This window comes from Variovorax beijingensis, assembly GCF_003951285.1.
GTDB lineage: Bacteria > Pseudomonadota > Gammaproteobacteria > Burkholderiales > Burkholderiaceae_C > Variovorax > Variovorax beijingensis.
This window is the reverse complement of sequence record NZ_RXFQ01000016.1, coordinates 71,746-90,851: the sequence shown is the minus strand read 5'-3', so window position 1 is coordinate 90,851 and position 19,106 is coordinate 71,746. Positions and strand designations below refer to the sequence as shown.

Annotated in this window: 12 protein-coding genes and 1 pseudogene; 5 read left to right on the top strand and 8 right to left on the bottom strand. The window is 66.6% G+C overall.

Annotated features, from left to right (window positions below; translation table 11 throughout):
- Positions 1-62: 62 nt before the first annotated feature.
- Both EJO66_RS24045 and map read right to left on the bottom strand, forming a co-directional pair.
- Positions 63-2,669, bottom strand: a complete 2,607-nt coding sequence (locus EJO66_RS24045; RefSeq protein ID WP_124957858.1) for a [protein-PII] uridylyltransferase — start codon at positions 2,667-2,669, stop codon at positions 63-65.
- Between the two features lie 34 nt (positions 2,670-2,703).
- Positions 2,704-3,528, bottom strand: coding sequence for a type I methionyl aminopeptidase (map, locus tag EJO66_RS24040; RefSeq protein ID WP_124957859.1), 825 nt, complete (start codon positions 3,526-3,528; stop codon positions 2,704-2,706).
- Positions 3,529-3,642: 114 nt separating this feature from the next.
- Between map and purL the strand changes: the two genes are divergently transcribed.
- Positions 3,643-7,680, top strand: coding sequence for a phosphoribosylformylglycinamidine synthase (purL, locus tag EJO66_RS24035; protein WP_125966347.1), 4,038 nt, complete (start codon positions 3,643-3,645; stop codon positions 7,678-7,680).
- Positions 7,681-7,749: 69 nt separating this feature from the next.
- Here purL and EJO66_RS24030 read toward each other — a convergent pair whose 3' ends face one another.
- The 6 genes from EJO66_RS24030 to EJO66_RS24005 all read right to left on the bottom strand — a co-directional run bounded on the left by EJO66_RS24030 (position 7,750) and on the right by EJO66_RS24005 (position 12,514).
- Positions 7,750-8,535, bottom strand: a complete 786-nt coding sequence (locus tag EJO66_RS24030) for a peptidylprolyl isomerase (protein ID WP_124957861.1) — start codon at positions 8,533-8,535, stop codon at positions 7,750-7,752.
- Positions 8,536-8,664: 129 nt separating this feature from the next.
- Positions 8,665-8,946, bottom strand: coding sequence for a BolA family protein (locus EJO66_RS24025; protein ID WP_124957862.1), 282 nt, complete (start codon positions 8,944-8,946; stop codon positions 8,665-8,667).
- Positions 8,943-9,485, bottom strand: coding sequence for a septation protein A (locus EJO66_RS24020; protein WP_021007207.1), 543 nt, complete (start codon positions 9,483-9,485; stop codon positions 8,943-8,945). The genes EJO66_RS24025 and EJO66_RS24020 overlap by 4 nt, the downstream gene beginning before the upstream one ends.
- A complete protein-coding gene (gene msrB / locus EJO66_RS24015; protein WP_124957863.1) occupies positions 9,482-9,892 on the bottom strand; it encodes a peptide-methionine (R)-S-oxide reductase MsrB in 411 nt (136 codons plus the stop codon). The genes EJO66_RS24020 and msrB overlap by 4 nt, the downstream gene beginning before the upstream one ends.
- Positions 9,889-11,373 carry a protein adenylyltransferase SelO gene (locus EJO66_RS24010; RefSeq protein ID WP_124957864.1) on the bottom strand — a complete coding sequence of 495 codons (1,485 nt, stop codon included), beginning with the start codon at positions 11,371-11,373 and terminating at the stop codon, positions 9,889-9,891. Before EJO66_RS24010 ends, msrB begins: the two co-directional genes overlap by 4 nt.
- A 64-nt stretch (positions 11,374-11,437) precedes the next feature.
- Positions 11,438-12,514 (bottom strand): AraC family transcriptional regulator, encoded by a 1,077-nt coding sequence (locus EJO66_RS24005; protein ID WP_125966346.1) that lies wholly within the window; start codon positions 12,512-12,514, stop codon positions 11,438-11,440.
- Between the two features lie 199 nt (positions 12,515-12,713).
- On the opposite strand from EJO66_RS24005, the gene EJO66_RS24000 reads away from it, so the two are divergent.
- From EJO66_RS24000 to EJO66_RS23985, 4 genes and pseudogenes are all read left to right on the top strand, one after another.
- Complete coding sequence (locus EJO66_RS24000) at positions 12,714-14,507, top strand: carboxylesterase/lipase family protein (protein WP_125966345.1); 1,794 nt, start codon at positions 12,714-12,716, stop codon at positions 14,505-14,507.
- A 130-nt stretch (positions 14,508-14,637) separates the two neighbouring features.
- Positions 14,638-16,287: a 3-(methylthio)propionyl-CoA ligase gene (locus EJO66_RS23995; RefSeq protein WP_125966344.1), complete on the top strand. Its 1,650-nt coding sequence runs from the start codon at positions 14,638-14,640 to the stop codon at positions 16,285-16,287.
- A 140-nt stretch (positions 16,288-16,427) separates the two neighbouring features.
- Positions 16,428-17,658: pseudogene (locus tag EJO66_RS23990) on the top strand (branched-chain amino acid ABC transporter substrate-binding protein).
- A 199-nt stretch (positions 17,659-17,857) separates the two neighbouring features.
- Positions 17,858-19,096, top strand: coding sequence for a branched-chain amino acid ABC transporter substrate-binding protein (locus EJO66_RS23985; protein WP_125966343.1), 1,239 nt, complete (start codon positions 17,858-17,860; stop codon positions 19,094-19,096).
- Positions 19,097-19,106 lie beyond the last annotated feature (10 nt).

Sequence of the window (19,106 nt, the reverse complement as noted above, 5' to 3'; positions counted from 1 at the left end):
ATCAAGTCGGCACCATCATGCCGCAGGATGCACCCGCGGATGAAACAAGCGGCAAGCGCACCTCAGGAGGCCAGCGCTTCCATCAGGTCGGTCTCGATGGCCAGCTGCGTCTTCTGGCCCTGCAGTTCGGGCCCGCTGATCAGGAAGGTGTCTTCCACGCGCTCGCCGAGCGTGGTGACCTTGGCGAGCTGCAGGTTTAGGTGATGCCTGGCGAGCACGCGCGCCACCGAATAAAGCAGTCCGGCGCGGTCGCTGGCCGAGATGTTGAGCAGCCAGCGCTGCGCCTTGTCGTCGGGCAGCAGGCTGATGCGCGGCTTGATCGGAAAGCTGCGCACGCGCCGCGACACGCGGCCCACGCTGGGCGGGGGCAGGGGACCGGCCTCGGTCAGCGTCTGCCCCAGGCCCGACTCCACCATGCTGATGAGATCGCGGTAGTGGTCGGGCAGGAAGGTGGTCACCACCTGAAACGTGTCGAGCGCGTAGCCGTTGCTCGTGGTGTGTACTTTCGCGTCAAGGATGCTGAACGATGACTGGTCGAAGTAGCCGCAGATCCGCGCGAAGAGGTCGGGCTGGTCGGGCGTGTAGACCACCACCTGCAGGCCTTCGCCCACCGGCGAAAGACGGGCCCGCACGATCGGCGGCGCCTTGGGGTCGACGGGCACGTTGGGCGGCGGCACGAAGCGCGAGAGCTGCTTGGCATGCCAGGCGATCTCGGTGGCTTCGTGGCGCATGAAGTAGCCGACATCGAGCGTGGCCCACAGGGCCTTGTGGGCCTCGAAGGGCTGCGCGTGCAGGGCGAGCTGCACGAGCGCCTCGCGCTTGCGCGATTCCACCTCGGCGTCGGGGTCGGGCATGCGGCCGCCGAGCGCGCGCAGCGTGTAGCGGTACAGGTCTTCGAGCAGCTTGCCCTTCCAGGCATTCCACACGCGCGGCGAAGTGCCGCGGATGTCGGCCACCGTCAGCAGGTAGAGCGCCGTCAGATAGCGCTCGTTGCCCACGCGCTTGGCGAAGGCGCCGATCACTTCGGGGTCGCTCAGGTCCTGCTTCTGCGCGACCTGGCTCATCACCAGGTGCTCCGCGACCAGGAATTCGATCAGCCTGGAATCCTCGCGCGCGATGCCGTGCTGCTTGCAGAAGCGCTGCACGTCGCGTGCGCCGAGCGTGGAATGGTCGCCGCCGCGCCCCTTGGCGATGTCGTGGAACAGCGCCGCCACGTAAAGGATCCATGGCTTGTCCCAGCCGGCCGCGAGCTGCGAGCAGAACGGGTATTCATGCGCATGCTCGGCAATGAAGAAGCGCCGCACGTTGCGCAGCACCATCAGGATGTGCTGGTCCACGGTGTACACGTGAAACAGGTCATGCTGCATCTGTCCCACGATGCTGCGGAACACCCGCAGATAGCGCCCCAGCACCGAGGTCTGGTTCATGAGCCGGAACGCGTGCGTGATGCCGTAGGGCTGCAGCAGGATGCGCATGAAGGTCTGGTGGTTGACCGGGTCGTTGCGGAACTTGCTGTCCATCACGTGGCGCGCGTTGTAGAGCGCGCGCAGCGTGCGCGCCGACAGGCCCTTCACGCCGATGGTCTTCTGGTAAAGCAGGAAGGTTTCGAGAATGGCGTGCGGCTCGCGCTCGTAGAGATCGTCGCTCGCGATTTCGATGAGGCCCGCGCGCTCGAAGAAGCGCTCGTTGATCGGCGTGTGCTGCTCGTCCACCGGCTGCAGCCGCTCCGCGATGTTCAGCAGCAGGATCTGGTTGAGCTGCGAAACCGCCTTGGCCGCCCAGTAGTAGCGCCGCATCAGCGCCTCGCTCGACTTGCGCTGCGATTCGCTCTCGTAGCCGAAGCTTGCCGCCACCGCGGTCTGCAGGTCGAACACCAGGCGGTCCTCGCGCCGGTTGGCAATCACGTGCAGGCGCGCGCGGATCAGCGAGAGCAGCGCTTCGTTGCGCTTGATCTGCTGCGCCTCGAAAGAAGTGGCCAGGCCGTTCTTGGCAAGGTCGTCCCAGCGGCAGCCGAAGCCGGCGGCCTTGGCCATCCAGAGGATGGTCTGCAGGTCGCGCAGGCCCCCGGGCGACTCCTTGCAGTTGGGTTCGAGCGCGTAGGGCGTGTTGTCGAACTTCTGGTGGCGGTGGCGCATTTCCTGCGACTTGGCCACGAAGAAGGCCTGCGGATCGATGGCGCGTGCAAAGCGCCTGCGGAAGCCCACGAAGAGCTTCTTGTCGCCCGTGATCAGCCGCGATTCGAGCAGCGAGGTCTGGACCGTCACGTCCTTCTCGGCTTCGGCCAGGCACTCGTCGACGGTGCGCACGCTGGAGCCGATTTCGAGCCCCGCGTCCCAGCAGTGGCCGATGAAGGCCTCGATGCGGGCCGGATCGATCGCGCCGGCCTCGCCTTCGGGCGGCAGCAGCAGCAGCACGTCGACATCGGAATAGGGAAACAGCTCGCCGCGGCCGAAGCCGCCCACGGCCACCAGCGCGAGCGAGTCGCCGAAATCGGCTTCCCGCCAGAGCGCGCGCAGCGTCTGGTCGGCCAGGGCCGACAGCTGCCGCAGCACCGTGTGCACGCTGCGCGTGGGCGCGCGCGCAAAGCGCAGGGTGTCGAACAGCGCCAGCTTCCTGGCGCGATAGGCTTCGCGCAAGGTGGCGACATCGATCTTGGCTGGTTCGATCACGGCAGTGTCCTCGGCCGTGCGCCGCTCGCGCGGCTCACGTTTTCGTGGAGGTGACGAACGAGGGCAGGGGGGGGCTGCCTTCCGACAGCGTGAGCACCTCGTAGCCCGTTTCGGTGACCAGCACCGTGTGTTCCCACTGCGCCGACAGCGAATGGTCGCGGGTGACGATGGTCCAGCCGTCGTACTGGCCGCCCTTGAAGTCTTCCTTCACCTCGCGCTTGCCGGCGTTGATCATCGGCTCGATGGTGAAGATCATGCCGGGCTTGAGTTCTTCCAGCGTGCCCGGGCGGCCGTAGTGCAGCACCTGCGGTTCTTCGTGAAAGCGCTGGCCCACGCCGTGGCCGCAGAATTCGCGCACCACCGAGAAGCCCTGGCCTTCGGCGAACTTCTGGATCGCATGGCCGACGTCGCCCAGGTGGGCGCCGGGTCGCACCTGCAGGATGCCGTGCCACATGGCCTCGAAGGTGATGCTGCACAGGCGCTTGGCGGCGATGGAGGCATCGCCGATGATGTACATGCGGCTGTTGTCGCCGAACCAGCCGTCCTTGATGACGGTCACGTCGACGTTCATGATGTCGCCCTTTTTCAAGGGCTTGTCATTGGGAATGCCGTGGCAGACCACGTGGTTCACCGAGGTGCAGAGCGACTTCGGAAAGGGCACGCTGCTGGCGCCCATGTAGCCCACGGTGGCCGAGGTGGTGCCCTGCTTGACCATGTATTCGGCGGCCAGGCGGTCGACGTCGTTCGTGGTGATGCCGGGCTTGATGAGGGGCGTGAGGTAGTCCAGCACCTCGGAAGCCAGGCGGCAGGCGACGCGCATGGCTTCGATGCCTGCGGCGTCTTTGTAGGTAATGCTCATCCCGGAATTATCCCATTCACCAAGCTAAAATTCCGGGTTAACGCGGATGACCCCAGTCAGCGGCCATTCGCCCAGATTTCTTGATTCCCAACGCGGCCCCAGGCCCATTCGACCGTGACGCAGCCCGCACCTCAAGCCCTTCCTGTCGTAACCTTTTTCGAGGGCGGCAGCGCACTCAGCGATTTCCGCGCGCGGCAGCTGCTGCCGAAGCTGCAGGCGATCGATGCGCGCATCGAGGGCGTCAGCGCCCGTTTCGTGCACCTGGTGGTCACCGACGCGGCGCTCGATGCGGCCGGCCACGAGCGTTTTGCCGCGCTCCTGGCCTACGGCGAGCCCTTCGAGGCGCCGGCCAAGGCAGGTGCCTCGGTGGTCGTCACGCCGCGCCTGGGCACTGTCTCGCCCTGGGCGTCGAAGGCCACCGACATCGCCCACAACTGCGGCCTGGCGCTGCGCCGGGTCGAGCGGGTCACCCAGTACCACCTGAAGCTCAAGGCCCCGCTGATCGGCAAGGTGCCCGTGCTCGAGGGCGACCTGCTGGCCACCGTGGCCGGCCCGCTGCACGACCGCATGACCGAATCGGTGCTGGCCACCGTCGAGCAGGCCGCCAGCCTGTTCAGCGAACTGCCGGCCCAGCCGATGGCGCTGGTCGACGTGCAGGGCGGCGGCCGCGCCGCGCTGGTGGCGGCCAACACGGGTTTCGGGCTGGCGCTGGCGGAAGACGAAATCGACTACCTGGTCGAAGCCTTCACCCGGCTCGGACGCAACCCGAGCGATGTCGAACTGATGATGTTCGCGCAGGCCAACAGCGAGCACTGCCGCCACAAGATCTTCAACGCCAGCTTCGCCATCGACGGCCAGGCCCAGCCGCAAAGCCTGTTCTCGATGATCCGCCACACCGAGAAGCAGAACCCGCAGCACACGGTCATCGCCTATGCCGACAACGCCTCGGTGATGGAGGGCACGGCGGTCGAGCGCTTCATTCCGGCTTCGGACTCGCAAGGCTATCAAAAAGATAGCGCGCTGAGCCATGTGCTGATGAAGGTCGAGACGCACAACCATCCGACCGCCATTTCGCCGTTCCCGGGCGCCTCGACCGGCGCGGGCGGCGAGATCCGCGACGAAGGCGCCACCGGCCGCGGCTCCAAGCCCAAGGCCGGCCTGACCGGCTTCACGGTGTCGAAGCTCTGGCCCGAAGAGGGCCACTACGGCAAGCCCGAGCACATCGCCAGCCCGCTGCAGATCATGACCGAGGGCCCGCTGGGCGGCGCCGCATTCAACAACGAGTTCGGCCGGCCCAACCTTCTGGGCTACTTCCGCGAATACGAGCAGACCGTGGCGAGCGATGTCGATACGGTGCAGCGCGGCTACCACAAGCCCATCATGATCGCGGGCGGCCTCGGCAGCATCGATGCCACGCAAACGAAGAAGATCCAGTTCCCGGCCGGCTCGCTCCTGATCCAGCTCGGCGGGCCCGGCATGCGCATCGGCATGGGCGGCAGCGCCGCAAGTTCCATGGCCACGGGCGCCAACGCGGCCGAGCTCGACTTCGACTCGGTGCAGCGCGGCAACCCCGAGATCGAGCGCCGTGCGCAGGAGGTCATCAACCATTGCTGGCAGCAGGGCGCGGCCAACCCGATCCTCGCGATCCACGATGTGGGCGCGGGCGGCCTGAGCAACGCCTTCCCCGAGCTGACCAACGACGCCGGCCGCGGCGCGCGCTTCGACCTGCGCGCGGTGCCGCTCGAAGAGTCGGGCATGGCGCCGAAGGAAATCTGGTGCAACGAAAGCCAGGAGCGCTATGTGCTGGCCATCGCGCCCGAGTCGCTCGAGCAGTTCAAGGCCTTCTGCGAGCGCGAGCGCTGCCCGTTCTCGGTGGTGGGCGTGGCGACCGAGGAGCGCCAGCTGCTGGTGGCCGACGAAGGCGCTGCGCGCAGCGAGGACACGCCTCAGCCCGTCGACATGCCGATGGACGTGCTGCTCGGCAAGCCGCCCAAGATGCACCGCGACGTGAAGAGCGTCGCCCGCACGTTCAAGCCGCTCGACCTCACGGGCGTCGACCTGCAGAAGGCCGCCATCGACGTGCTGTCGCACCCGACCGTGGCCTCCAAGCGCTTCCTGATCACCATCGGCGACCGCACCGTGGGCGGGCTGAGCCACCGCGACCAGATGGTCGGCCCCTGGCAGGTGCCGGTGGCCGACTGCGCCGTGACGCTGGCCGACTACAAGGGCTTTGCCGGCGAGGCAATGAGCATGGGCGAGCGCACGCCGCTGGCCGCGCTCGACGCGCCGGCCTCGGGCCGCATGGCCGTGGCCGAGGCCATCACCAACCTGCTGGCCGCGCCCATCGAGCTCTCGCGTGTGAAGCTGTCGGCCAACTGGATGGCGGCCTGCGGCGAGCCCGGCGAAGATGCCGCGCTGTACGAAACCGTCAAGGCCGTGGGCCTGGAGCTGTGCCCGGCGCTGGGCGTGTCGATTCCGGTCGGCAAGGATTCGCTGTCGATGCGCACGCAGTGGAACGATGGGGACGAAGCCCGGAAGGTCACCTCGCCCGTGAGCCTGATCGTGACCGCCTTCGCCACGCTGGCCGACGTGCGCGGCACGCTCACGCCGCAACTCGATGCCACGCAGGCCGACACCACGCTGGTGCTCATCGACCTGGGCCGCGGCCAGCACCGCATGGCTGGCAGCATCCTGGCGCAGACGCTCAACCAGAGCGGCGACACGGTGCCCGACCTCGACGATCCGGCGCAGCTCGTCGCGCTGGTCAATGCCGTGAACGCGCTGCGCGCCGACGGCAAGATCCTGGCCATGCACGACCGCAGCGACGGCGGCCTGTTCGCCACCGCCTGCGAGATGGCCTTTGCGGGCCACGTGGGCGTGGCGCTCAACGTCGACATGCTGGTCACCGAAGGCGACGGCATCTCCGACAGCCGCATGGAAACCGGCGACGCCAAGAACTGGGCGCAGCAGGTCAGCGCGCGGCGCGAGGAGCTCACGCTCAAGGCGCTGTTCAACGAAGAACTCGGCATGGTGCTGCAGGTGCGCACCGAGGAGCGCAACGAGGTGATGCAGGTGCTGCGCGCCCACGGCCTCAGCGCCCACAGCCATTTCGTCGGCAAGACGCGGCCCGCCAGCTCCACGATGGATGCGGGCAAGGGCAAGCTCGAAGTCTGGCGCGACGCCAAGTCGGTGTTCAGCGCAACGCTGCAGGACCTGCACCAGGTGTGGGATTCGGTCAGCTGGAAGATCGCCCGCGAGCGCGACAACCCGGCCTGCGCCGATGCCGAGCACGCCGCGGCGGGAGAACCCGCCGATCCGGGCCTGCACTGGCATGTCTCGCCGCCGCTCGGCAAGGGCTGGGGCGAACTCGGCCCGGGGCTGCTGTCGTCGCGCCCCAAGGTCGCGATCCTGCGCGAGCAGGGCGTCAACTCGCACGTCGAGATGGCCTACGCCTTCACCGAGGCCGGCTTCGAGGCCTTCGACGTCCACATGACCGACCTGCAGGCGGGCCGGGCGAACCTCGCCGACTTCAAGGGCGTGGTGGCCTGCGGCGGCTTCAGCTACGGCGATACCCTGGGCGCTGGCATCGGCTGGGCGCGCAGCATCACCTTCAACCCGAAGCTCGCCGAGCAGTTCAAGGCCTTCTTCGGCCGCGAAGACACCTTCGGCCTGGGCGTGTGCAACGGCTGCCAGATGTTCGCCGAACTGGCCGACATCATTCCGGGCGCCGAGGCCTGGCCGCGCTTCACCACCAACCAGAGCGAACGCTTCGAGGCGCGCCTGTCGATGGTCGAGGTGCTCGAATCGCCGAGCATCTTCTTCGCGGGCATGGCGGGCACGCGCCTGCCGATCGCAGTGGCGCACGGCGAGGGCTATGCCAACTTCAAGCACCGCGGCGATGCGGCCAAGGCCATTGCCGCCATGCGCTTCGTGGACAACCACGGCAATCCGACCGAGCAGTACCCGTTCAACCCGAACGGCAGCGCCGGCGGCCTGACCTCGGTGACCACGCCCGACGGCCGCTTCACCGCGGTGATGCCGCACCCCGAACGCGTGTTCCGCAACATCCAGATGAGCTGGACCGGCGGCGACAGGAGTGAGCTGAGCCCCTGGATGCGGATCTGGCGCAATGCGCGCCGCTGGGTGGGTTGAAAGAAAAAGCCCGAAACGAAAAAGCGGCCCGCGGGCCGCTTTTTTCATGGGTCAGGAAAGCCCTGGGGCTTACTCGACCTTCGCCTTCGCGCGCAGCTCTTCCTGGTACTTCTGCAGGCGCTGCTGCTGCAGCTGCTGCGTGATCTGCGGCTGCACTTCTTCCAGCTTCGGCAGTTGGGCCTGGCGGATGTCGTCGACACGGATGATGTGGTAGCCGAACTGCGTCTTGACGGGGGCGGCCGTGGTCTCGCCCTTCTTGAGCTTGATCATCGCCTCGGAGAACTCGGGCACGAAGCTCGCGGGGTTGGCCCAGTCGAGATCGCCGCCATTGGCGCCCGATCCCGGGTCCTTGCTCTGCTTCTTGGCGATGTCCTCGAACTTGGTGCCCTTCTTCAGGTCGGCCATGACCTTCTTGGCCTGGTCTTCGGTCTCGACCAGGATGTGGCGGGCCTTGTATTCCTTGCCGCCATTGGCCGCCACGAACTTGTCGTACTCGGCCTTCACGTCGGCGTCCGAGACCGGGCTGGTCTTGCGGTAGTTCTCGAACAGTGCGCGGATCAGGATGGCCTGGCGGGCGAGCTCGAGCTGGTTCCTGTAGTCGTCGGTGGCGTCCAGGCCCTGCTTCTGCGCTTCCTGCATGAACACTTCGCGCGCGACGATTTCCTCGCGCAACTGGCCCTGCATCTCCGGCGTGACCGGGCGGCCGGCCGCGGCCAGCTGCTGGGCCAGCACGTCCATGCGCGCCTTGGGCACGGGCTTGCCGTTGACGATGGCCGCGTTCTGCGCCACAGCCGCCAGAGGAATCGCACCGAGCAGCGCTGCGGCCGCAACGGCCTGCAAGAGTTGTTTTTTCATGAAATGAATATCAGGCTGGAGGGGAAATGCGCGTGTACGAAAAGCGCGTGGAAAAAAACGGAGGAGCGGGAAGAAAGGGGGCGGGGCTGCCGCGGCCGTTTCGGCGCGTGCCGGCAATCCAACGGCGACTCAGAGCACCTCGATGGCGATGGCGTGCAGACCCTGTGCGATAAAAACTTGGAGGGCATCATACACAAGGCGATGGCGCGCCACGCGGGGCTTCCCTTCGAACAGTGGGGAAGCAATGCGGACCCGGAAATGGGTGCCCCGGCCCTCGGCATTGGCGCCTGCGTGGCCAGCGTGGGCGCCGCTCTCGTCGATCACCTCGAGCGTGGTAGGGTCGAGCGCTTCGCGCAGCGCCGCTTCGAGGTCGCGCGCGGTCGGCAGGGGGTGGCTCACGGCAGCGCTCATGATGCGGGCTTGTCGTCGCCCTTGAGGTGCGGCGAGATATAAAGGCCCTGCGCCACCAGGAACACGATCGGGAACACGTAGCCCCAGAGCTTGAAGTTGACCCATGCCTCGGTGGTGAAGTAGGCCGCCACGTAGCCGTTGATGGCCGCCATGAAGAGGCAATAGCCGATCCACGCCACGTTCAGGCGCCCCCAGATGCGGTCCGGCAGCTGGAGCTGCGAGCCCAGCAGCATCTTGAGGAAGTTCTTCTTCAGCGCCCAGAGCGCCACCGCCAGGGCGATGGCCATGGCGCCGTAGAGGACTGTGGGCTTCCACTTGATGAAGCGGTCGTCGTGCAGTACCAGCGTGAGCGTGCCGAACAGCAGAATGAGCACCAGCGTGGCCTTCTGCATGGCCTGCAGCTTGCGGTCCAGGGCGTAGATGATGCCCATCTGCAGCACGGTGGCGGCCATCAGCACGCCGGTGGCGGTGTAGATGTCGGCCAGCTTGTAGGCGCCGAAGAACAGCAGGATCGGAAAGAAGTCGAGGATCAGTTTCATTTTTTCTTGAAGTCGAGCGAAGCCGAGTTCATGCAGTAGCGCAGGCCGGTTTCGGTGGGGCCGTCGGGGAACACGTGGCCCAGGTGGGCGCCGCAATTGGCGCAGACGTTCTCGGTGCGCACCATGCCGTGCGAACGGTCGACGATGTTCCGGATGGCACCCGGTACGGCCTCTTCCGAGAAGCTCGGCCAGCCGCAGCCCGCGTCGAACTTGGTGCCCGATTCGAACAGCTTGGCGCCGCAGCAGATGCAGTGGTAGGTGCCGTCGTCCCAGTGCGCCTCGTACTTGCCGGTGAAGGGCCGTTCGGTGGCCGCGTGGCGTGTGACCTCGAAGGCCGCGGGCTCGGCGCCTTTTTCGGCGAGCAGGGCCTTCCATTCGGCGTCGGTTTTCTCGATGGGAGTGGTCATGATGAGCAGCTGATTTCGATCGTGGAGGCCCAGTCGGGCGGGAACCCGGCATAGGCATCGGCGCCGGGATGTTCTTCAAATGGGGTTTCGAGCAGGGCCAACAAGGTTGCCACAGCCGAGAAGTCTTTCTGGCTGGCCGCTTCGATGGTCTGCTGGCCCAGGTGGTTCCGCAGCACGTACTTCGGATTCGATTTGAGCATCAAGTCCGCGGCTTGGGCGCGCGGCAATTGCGCGTGCCGCTGCGAAAAGGATAGCAGCCAGGCATCGAAGCCCGCGCGGTCCAGGAACAGGTCGCGCACCGGTTCGGCGTTGCCGCCGTCCATGTGCTGCGAAAGGCGGCGCCAGAAGATGGTGTAGTCGACCTTTTCGGCGGCGAGGAGCTTCAGCACGGCCTCGATGAGCGCGCGGTCGCCTTCGGCGGCCTCCGCGAGCCCGAGCTTGGCGCGCATGCGGCCTTCGAATTCGCGCGGGAACACCGTCTTGTAGGACTCCAGCGCGGCGATGGCGATTTCCTGGTCGCCGATCAGCGGCAACAGGGCCTGCGCGAGGCAGAACAGGTTCCAGTAGGCCACATTGGGCTGCTGGTTGAAGGCATAGCGCCCGCTGGTATCGCTGTGGTTGCAGATGTGGCGCGGATCGAAGCCGTCCAGGAACTGGAACGGCCCGTAGTCGATGGTGAGCCCGAGGATGCTCATGTTGTCGGTGTTCATCACGCCGTGGCAGAAGCCCACGGCCTGCCATTGCGCGAGCAAGGCGGCGGTGCGCTCGCTCACGGCTTCCAGGAAGGCCGCGTAGGCATTGCCGTTGAAGCGGTCGGTGGTACGGCAGGCCGGGTAGTAGCGGTCGATGACGTAGTCGGCCAGCGCGCGCAGTTCGGTCTCGCGCTGGTTGGCCGAGAAGTGCTCGAAGTGGCCGAAGCGGATGAAGCTGGGTGCCACGCGGGTCACGACGGCGGCGGTTTCGGGCATTTCGCGGTACACGCGGGCGTCGGAGCCCGTGATGCAGAGCGCGCGGGTGGTCGGAATGCCCAGGCCGTGCATGGCCTCGCTGCAGAGGAATTCTCGGATGCTGGAGCGCAGCACGGCCCGGCCGTCGGCGCCGCGCGAGTAGGGCGTGCGGCCCGCGCCCTTGAGCTGCACCTCGAGGCCGCCCTCGGTTTCGCCGAGCATGATGGCGCGGCCGTCGCCGAGCTGGCCGGCCCACACGCCGAACTGGTGGCCGCTGTACACCGTGGCGAAGGGCTGCGTTCCGGCGACGGGCAGGTTGCCGGTCAATGCAGCCAGCGTGCCCTCCGATTGCCGCCAATCGGCCGGCAGGCCGAGCATGCGGGCCGCCGCCTCGCTGTGGCCCACCCAGTAGGGGGGATCGGGCAGGGGCGTCGGCCGCAGTTCGGTGAGAAAGGCGGGGCCCAGCGCCCGGAATCCGGGTTTCCAGCGCAATCCAAGGTCGGCGGCGGCCGTGTCTTCAGCAAGCAAGCTCATGCCCGGATTGTCCGGCAGAGCGCGAGACCCCTGGCGATGCGGGCCATCGAGGGTCAAGACCCGTTCAGTGGGCCAGCGCCGGCGTGTCCCAGATGCGCGCCCGGTATTGGGCAGGCGGCAGCCCGAACCAGCGCTTGCAGGCCCGGAAGAAGTTGCTGCTGTCGACGAAGCCGAGCATGTCGGCCACGTCGGTGAGCGTGTGGCGGTCTTCCGCCAGGTACTGCTGCGCCAGTTCGCGGCGGGTGCGGTCGAGCAGCGACTGGAACGACACCGACTCTTCCTGCAGCCGCCGCTGCAGCGTGCGTTCCGCGAGGCCGAGGCCCGCGGCCACGTCCTGCCGGCGCGGTTCGCCTTGCGGCAGCCGGCGCGCGATCTCGGCGCACACCAGGGTGCTGGTGGTGGTCTGGCCCAGCAGGTTCAGCTGGTCGTCCAGCAGGTGCTCCTGCATCTCGCCCAGCGTCGGGTGATGGGTGGGCAGCGGCATCGCCATGTCGGCCGCCGACAGCAGCAGCCGGTTGGCCGGCGCGTTGTAGCGGATCTCGCAGCCGAAGGCCTCGCGGTGCAGCCGGTCATCGGCCGGCGGCGGATAGACGAATTCGAGCGCGAGCGGCTGCAGCTCGCGCCGCGTGAGCCACTGGCACTGCATGAAGACGGTCAGCAGGGCGTATTCGACGCGCTGGCGCGGAATCGGGAGGCTGCCGCCGGTGTGCTCCATCACCATCCAGCAGCCGCGCGCCTCGCGCTGCATCGAGAAAGCGGTCGCGTCGGAGATCACCGCCATGTAGCGCGTGAGCCGCACGAGCGCCGCGCCCAGGTCGGCGCTGCAGGCCATGGCGTGGCCGACCGTGCCCAGCTTGCTGTGCGTGGCGGCCAGGTCGCGGGCGAGGCCCAGCGTGGGCTTGCCGGCGCGCGCCACCGCCAGTTGCCAGAGCACCGAGATCTCGTCCACCGGAATGCGGGCGTTCTGCCGATGGAGCGAATCGGGATCGAAGCCCGCGTCGCGCAGCAGCGAGGGCACGTCGAGTCCCTCGGCCTCGAACATCGAGAGCACGCCTTCGAGCCAGGCGGCCGAACTGGTCCGCGACTCGGGCTGCTGCGCGCAGCCGGACCGGCGTTGCGGCCGGCGCTGGGCATGCGGCATGGAGGCTCCTGAAGTCATTGAATTGGCGCGCTTGCGATAGCGGGGGAAACGGCGTGCGTTCCTAGAATTTTTAGGGGTTCGGCGGGCCGGAGTATGGCCGCCGGACGCCCAGGCAGGAATTCCGATTAACCCGGTGTGGAGACAAAAAATGAATACGGCACTGACAGCAGCGGTATGCGCCCGGCCAGAAACCCAGGGCATGGCGGCAACGACCACGGCGGCGGCGGCGCGGGCACTGGCCGCGGCGGCCTGCCTGGCCCTCGCGGCCTGCGGCGGCGGCTCTTCGGGCTCGTCGTTCTCGTTCCTGCCGGCCGCGCCGCCTGCGCCGCCGCCGCCGCCACCGGCCGCCGATGGTCCCATGGTGCGCCAGACCACCGCCGGCAAGATCGAGGGCGTGGACGACAGCGCCAGCTCGGGCACCTGGTTCTGGAAGGGCGTTCCCTTCGCGCAGCCGCCGGTCGGCGCGCTGCGCTGGCGTGCGCCGGTGGAACCCGAGGCCTGGAGCGGCATCCGCCCGGCCGCGAAGTTCGGCAATGCCTGCCTGCAGATCGGTCGCCTCTTCGGCCCCGGCGCCAACAACACCTACGACGCCACCATCGGCGCCATGCTGGGCAAGCCGGTCGGCAGCGAGGACTGCCTGTTCGTCAACATCTGGCGGCCCGCAACGGACGAGCAGAACCTGCCGGTGCTGCTGTTCGTGCACGGCGGCAGCAATATTTCGGGCTACACGGCCGATCCGCTCTACGACGGCGCCAGGCTCGCGAAGGCCGCCAACGCGGTGGTCGTCACCGCCAGCTACCGCCTGGGCATCCTGGGCTTCCTGAACATGCCGCAGCTGCGCCCGGGCGGCAGCGCGGGCGACGACTCGGGCAACTTCGCGCTGCTCGACAACATGGCGGCGCTGCGCTTCATCAAGAACAACATCGCGAACTTCGGCGGCGATCCGGGCAACGTCACGCTGTCGGGCGAATCGGCCGGCGCCACCAACCTGCTGGCGGTGATGACCTCGCCGGTGGCCAAGGGCCTGTTCCACAAGGCCTTCGAGATGAGCGGCGGGATCTCGCTCGCAAGCAACCTGCCGCCAGGCACGCTGCCGACGCTGGCGCCGGCCTCGGCTTCGCTCGCGCAAGGGCAGTCGATCCTGGAGAAGCTGCTCGTGGCCGACGGCACCGCCGCCGACGCGGCCGCCGCCAAGGCCTACATCGGCACGCGTACGCCGGCGCAGATTGCCGAGTACCTGCGCGCCCAGGAGGGCGGGGCGATGCTGGCCACGGTGGTTGCCAACGGCCTGGGCAGCGTCGCGCCGATTCCCGACGGCACGGTGCTGCCCGTGGATCCGATCGGCGCCATTGCGGCCGGCAACTACGTCAAGGTGCCGATGCTCGCGGGCAACACGCGCGACGAGGGCAAGCTCTTCGCCTCGCTGCTGGGAACCATCGGCTTCCCGAAGCCGGGCTGGATCGTCACCGATGCCCAGCGCTTCTCGATGATGTTCAACTTCGATCCCGATGCGCCTCCCGCGCTCACGGTGGCCGACATCATCGATCCGTCCTACCTTCCGGTAGACACGCCCGGCACGGGCTACAACGCGGCGACGGCCGTCATCACGAAGGGCCTGTTCGAGGCCAACCGCGACAACCTGCTCAACACGATGAAGACGCACCAGTCGAACATCTGGCACTACCGCCTCGACTGGGCGCAGGAGCCCTCGCCGTGGAACGACGTGTACGGGGCCGCGCATGCCTTCGACCTGCCGTTCGTGTTCGGCAATTTCAGCGGCTCGCTGCTCAGCAACGTGATGGGCGGCAAGGCCAACCAGGCGGGCCGGCTCGCGCTGTCCCATGCCGTCATGGCCAGCGTCGGCGCCTTCATGCGCAAGGGCGACCCGAACACGCCCGAACTTGGTGCAACCTGGGCGACATGGCCGTCGCAGCTGCGGCTCGACGCCACGCCCTCGGCGGCCGTGATCACGCCGGTGCAGGCCGTGCCTTGATCAGGCGCATCAAAGAGCCGCTCCGTTCAATCCGGCAGTGCGGGTTTGTGTCATTGTGGAAGTGGCCGAAGCTTGCGTGAATCCGTTGTTCGCAAGCTGTCATGAAGTCATTTCAAAAAGGAGTCCGTAGATGCTGGGTTTGATGCAAGACCAACCGCTTTTGATCTCGTCGCTGATCGAGTTCGCCGAGCGCCACAACGGCGACGGCGAGATCGTCTCGCGCCGGGTCGAGGGCGACATCCACCGCACCACCTGGGGCGGTATCGCATCGCGCGCCCGGCAGGTGGCCAATGCGCTGGACGGCGAGCAGCTGCTGTTCAGCGATCGCATCGCCACGCTGGCCTGGAACGGCTACCGGCACCTGGAGCTGTACTACGGCGTGAGCGGCAGCGGCCGCGTGCTGCACACCATCAACCCGCGCCTGCACCCCGACCAGATCGCCTGGATCGCCAACCACGCCGAAGACCAGATCCTGTGCTTCGACCTGAGCTTCCTGCCGCTGGTGCAGGCGGTGCATGCCAAGTGCCCCACGGTCCGCAAGTGGATTGCCCTGTGCGATGCCGACAAGCTGCCGGCGGACAGCGGCGTGCCCAACCTCGTGAGCTACGAAAGCTGGATCGGCGGGCAGTCCACCGCCTACGACTGGCCCACCTTCGACGAGAACTCGGCCTCGAGCATGTGCTACACGAGCGGCACCACCGGCAACCCCAAGGCTGCGCTCTACAGCCACCGCTCGACCATGCTGCATGCCTACGCCGCGGCGCTGCCCGACGTCATGCGGCTGTCGGCGCGCGACTCGGTGCTGCCGGTGGTGCCGATGTTCCACGTCAACGCCTGGGGCATTCCGTACTCGGCCGCGCTGGTGGGCTGCAAGCTCGTGTTTCCCGGCCCGGCGCTCGACGGCAAGTCGGTGTACGAACTGATCGAATCCGAAGGCGTGACCTTCGCGGCCGGCGTGCCCACCGTGTGGCAGATGATGCTCGGCCACATGCAGGCCAACGGCCTGAAGTTCAGCAAGCTCAATCGCACCGTCATTGGCGGCTCGGCCTGCCCGCCGGCCATGATCACGGCGTTCCAGGAGCACTACAGCGTCGAGGTGCTGCATGCCTGGGGCATGACCGAGATGAGCCCGCTGGGCACGCTGTGCACGCTCAAGAACAAGCACCTGTCGCTGCCGCCCGATGCGCAGCTGCAGATCCGCATGAAGCAGGGCCGCGCGATCTTCGGCGTCGACATGAAGATCGTCGACGGCGACGGCAAGGAGTTGCCCTGGGACGGCAAGGCCTACGGCGACCTGCTGGTCAAGGGCCCGTGGATCGTGAAGGAATACTTCAAGGGCGAGGGCGGCGATCCACTCATCCGCGACGAGCAGGGCCGCGGCTGGTTTCCCACCGGTGACGTCGCCACCATCGACGCCGAGGGCTACCTGCAGATCACCGACCGCAGCAAGGACGTGATCAAGTCCGGCGGCGAGTGGATCAGCTCCATCGAGATCGAGAACATCGCCGTCTCGCACCCGGCCGTCGCCATGGCCGCCTGCATCGGCGTGTACCACCCCAAGTGGGACGAGCGGCCGATCATCGCGGTGGTGAAGAAGCCCAACGCAGAGGTCGCGCGCGAGGAGCTGCTGAAGTTCTACGAGGGCAAGACGGCCAAGTGGCAGATTCCCGACGACGTGGTGTTCGTCGAGGCGATTCCGATCGGCGCCACCGGCAAGATCCTCAAGACCCGGCTGCGCGAGCAGCTCAAGGACTACAAGCTTCCCACCACCACCACCTGACGAAGCGCCAAAGCCCGGCCCCACTGTCGCGCATGCGATAGCAAGGCCGCTTCGGCGGCCTTCCTTCCGGGCAATCCCTGTGCAGCGAAGAAAAGGGCGCTTGTACGCTGGCATTCCGACTTTCACTCTGGAGACTCTTCATGCAATTTGCCATCAAGTCAGCAGCCGCCTGTGCCATGTTGGTCGGCATGACGGCCGCACTTGCCCAGAAGGGCGAGACCGTCAAGATCGCCTGGCTCGATCCGCTGTCGGGCCTGATGGCGGCGGTGGGAACCAACCAGCTCAAGACCACGCAGTTCCTGGCTGAAGAGTTCAACAAGAAGAATGCCTCGGGCGTGAAGTTCGAGATCATCGCGATCGACAACAAGCTGAGCCCGCAAGAGACGACCGCGGCGCTGCGCTCGGCGCAGGACCAGGGGGCGCGCTACATCACCCAGGGCAAATGGTTCCGGCCCGGCGCTGGCCATCATCGATGCCGTCGAGAAGAACAACGCGCGCAATCCGGGCAAGGAGTTGCTCTACCTGAACTATGCGGCGGTCGATCCAGACCTCACCAACAGCAAATGCAGCTACTGGCACTTTCGCCTCGACGCCGACACCTCCATGAAGATGGAGGCGCTGACCACCTGGATGAAGGACCAGGCCGACATCAAGAAGGTCTACATCCTCGGGCAGAACTATGCGCACGGCGTGCAGGTGTCGAAGTTCGCCAAGGAGAACCTCAAGACCAAGCGCCCCGATATCCAGATCGTGGGCGACGACCTGCACCCGCTCGCGCAGGTGCGCGACTTCTCGCCCTACATCGCCAAGATCAAGGCATCGGGTGCGGACACCGTCATCACCGGCAACTGGGGCTCCGACCTGTCGCTGCTCATCAAGGCGGCCAACGACTCGGGCCTGGACGTCAAGTTCCTCACCTACTACGCATTCGGCACCGGCACCCCAACGGCCATGGGTGCTACCTCCGCCGGCAAGATCTACACGGTGGCCTATGGCCACTACAACATGGGCGGCGAGATCCAGAAGCTGCTCGCCGGCTACAAGAAGAAGATGAACGACGACCTGACGCAATCGTCGATCTATCACACGTTCGCGCTGCTCGATGCCGCCTTCGTGCAGACCAGGTCGACCGATCCGGTCAAGGTGGCCGCGGCGCTCGAAGGCATGAAGATCAAGAGCTTCAACGGTGAGGTCGAGGTGCGCAAGGCCGACCACCAGCTGCAGCAGGGCCTCTATATCTCGCGCTGGGAAAAGGCCAGCGCCAAATACCCCTACGACGCCGAGAACACCGGCTACACGAATGTCCCCGTGAAGTACTACGAATCGTATGTGGCAAGCACGCCCACCACCTGCCAGATGAAGCGCCCCTGAGCGTCCATCCGGACGCATTCCTACCCGCTGGTAGCAGCTGCCTACCGCGCGGTAGCAACCTTGAGAAATGCAGTGTCGCCTGCGCGATAGAAACGGGCCTTGCGGCCGCCTCCTTACGGGCATTCCCTGAGGGTAGGGGCCACAAACGCTTGTACTCTCGTGCGGCCATTTGAATCGGTTTGACCAGGAGAAATAGATCGTGAAGTTCGCTCTGAAAATCGCTACCGCATCCATCCTTGCAGCGAGCGCCGCCGGCGCCCTGGCCCAGAAGGGAGAGACCGTGAAGATCGCCTGGCTCGACCCGCTGTCGGGCCTGATGGCGGCCGTTGGAACCAACCAGCTCAAGACCTTCCAGTTCCTGGCCGAGGAGTTCAACAAGAAGAACGCGGCCGGCGTGAAGTTCGAGGTCATCGCCATCGACAACAAGCTGAGCCCGCAGGAAACCACCAGCGCCCTGCGCTCGGCCATGGACCAGGGCGCACGCTACGTGGTGCAGGGCAACGGTTCCGGCCCGGCGCTGGCCATCATCGATGCGCTCGAGAAGCACAACGCCCGCAACCCGGGCAAGGAAGTGCTCTACATCAACTACGCGGCCGTCGACCCCGACCTGACCAACAGCAAGTGCAGCTACTGGCACTTCCGCCTCGATGCCGACACCTCCATGAAGATGGAAGCGCTGACCGCCTTCATGAAGGAACAGCCCGACATCAAGAAGGTCTACCTCATCAACCAGAACTACTCGCACGGCCAGCAGGTCTCCAAGTTCGCCAAGCAGAACCTCAAGGACAAGCGGCCCGACATCGAGATCGTGGGCGACGACCTGCACCCGCTCGCGCAGGTGCGCGACTTCTCGCCCTACATCGCGAAGATCAAGGCCTCGGGTGCCGACACCGTCATCACCGGCAACTGGGGCTCCGACCTGGCGCTGCTCATCAAGTCGGCCAACGACTCGGGCCTGAACGTCAAGTTCTACACCTACTACGCCGTGACCAATGGCACGCCGACCGCCATGGGCGCGGCTTCGGACGGCAAGGTCTACCAGGTGGGCTACAGCCACTACAACGCGCCCGGCCCCGTCCAGCCGTTGATGAACGAGTTCAAGAAGAGGTTCAACGACGACATGTACACCACCGACATCTACACGGTGTACGCCATGCTCAGCGAGGCCTTCGTGCGCACCAAGTCGACCGAGCCCGTCAAGGTGGCCGCCGCGATGGAAGGCATGAAGTTCAAGAGCTTCAACGGCGACGTCGAGATGCGCAAGTCCGACCACCAGCTGCAGCAGGGCCTGTGGATCACGCGCTGGCAGAAGGCCGATGCCAAGAACCCCTACAGCCCGGAGAACACCGGCTACACGCTGGCGCCCGTCAAGTTCTACGAAGCCTATGTTGCGAGCACGCCCACCACGTGCCAGATGAAGCGGCCCAACAACTCGTGATCGCCTGATC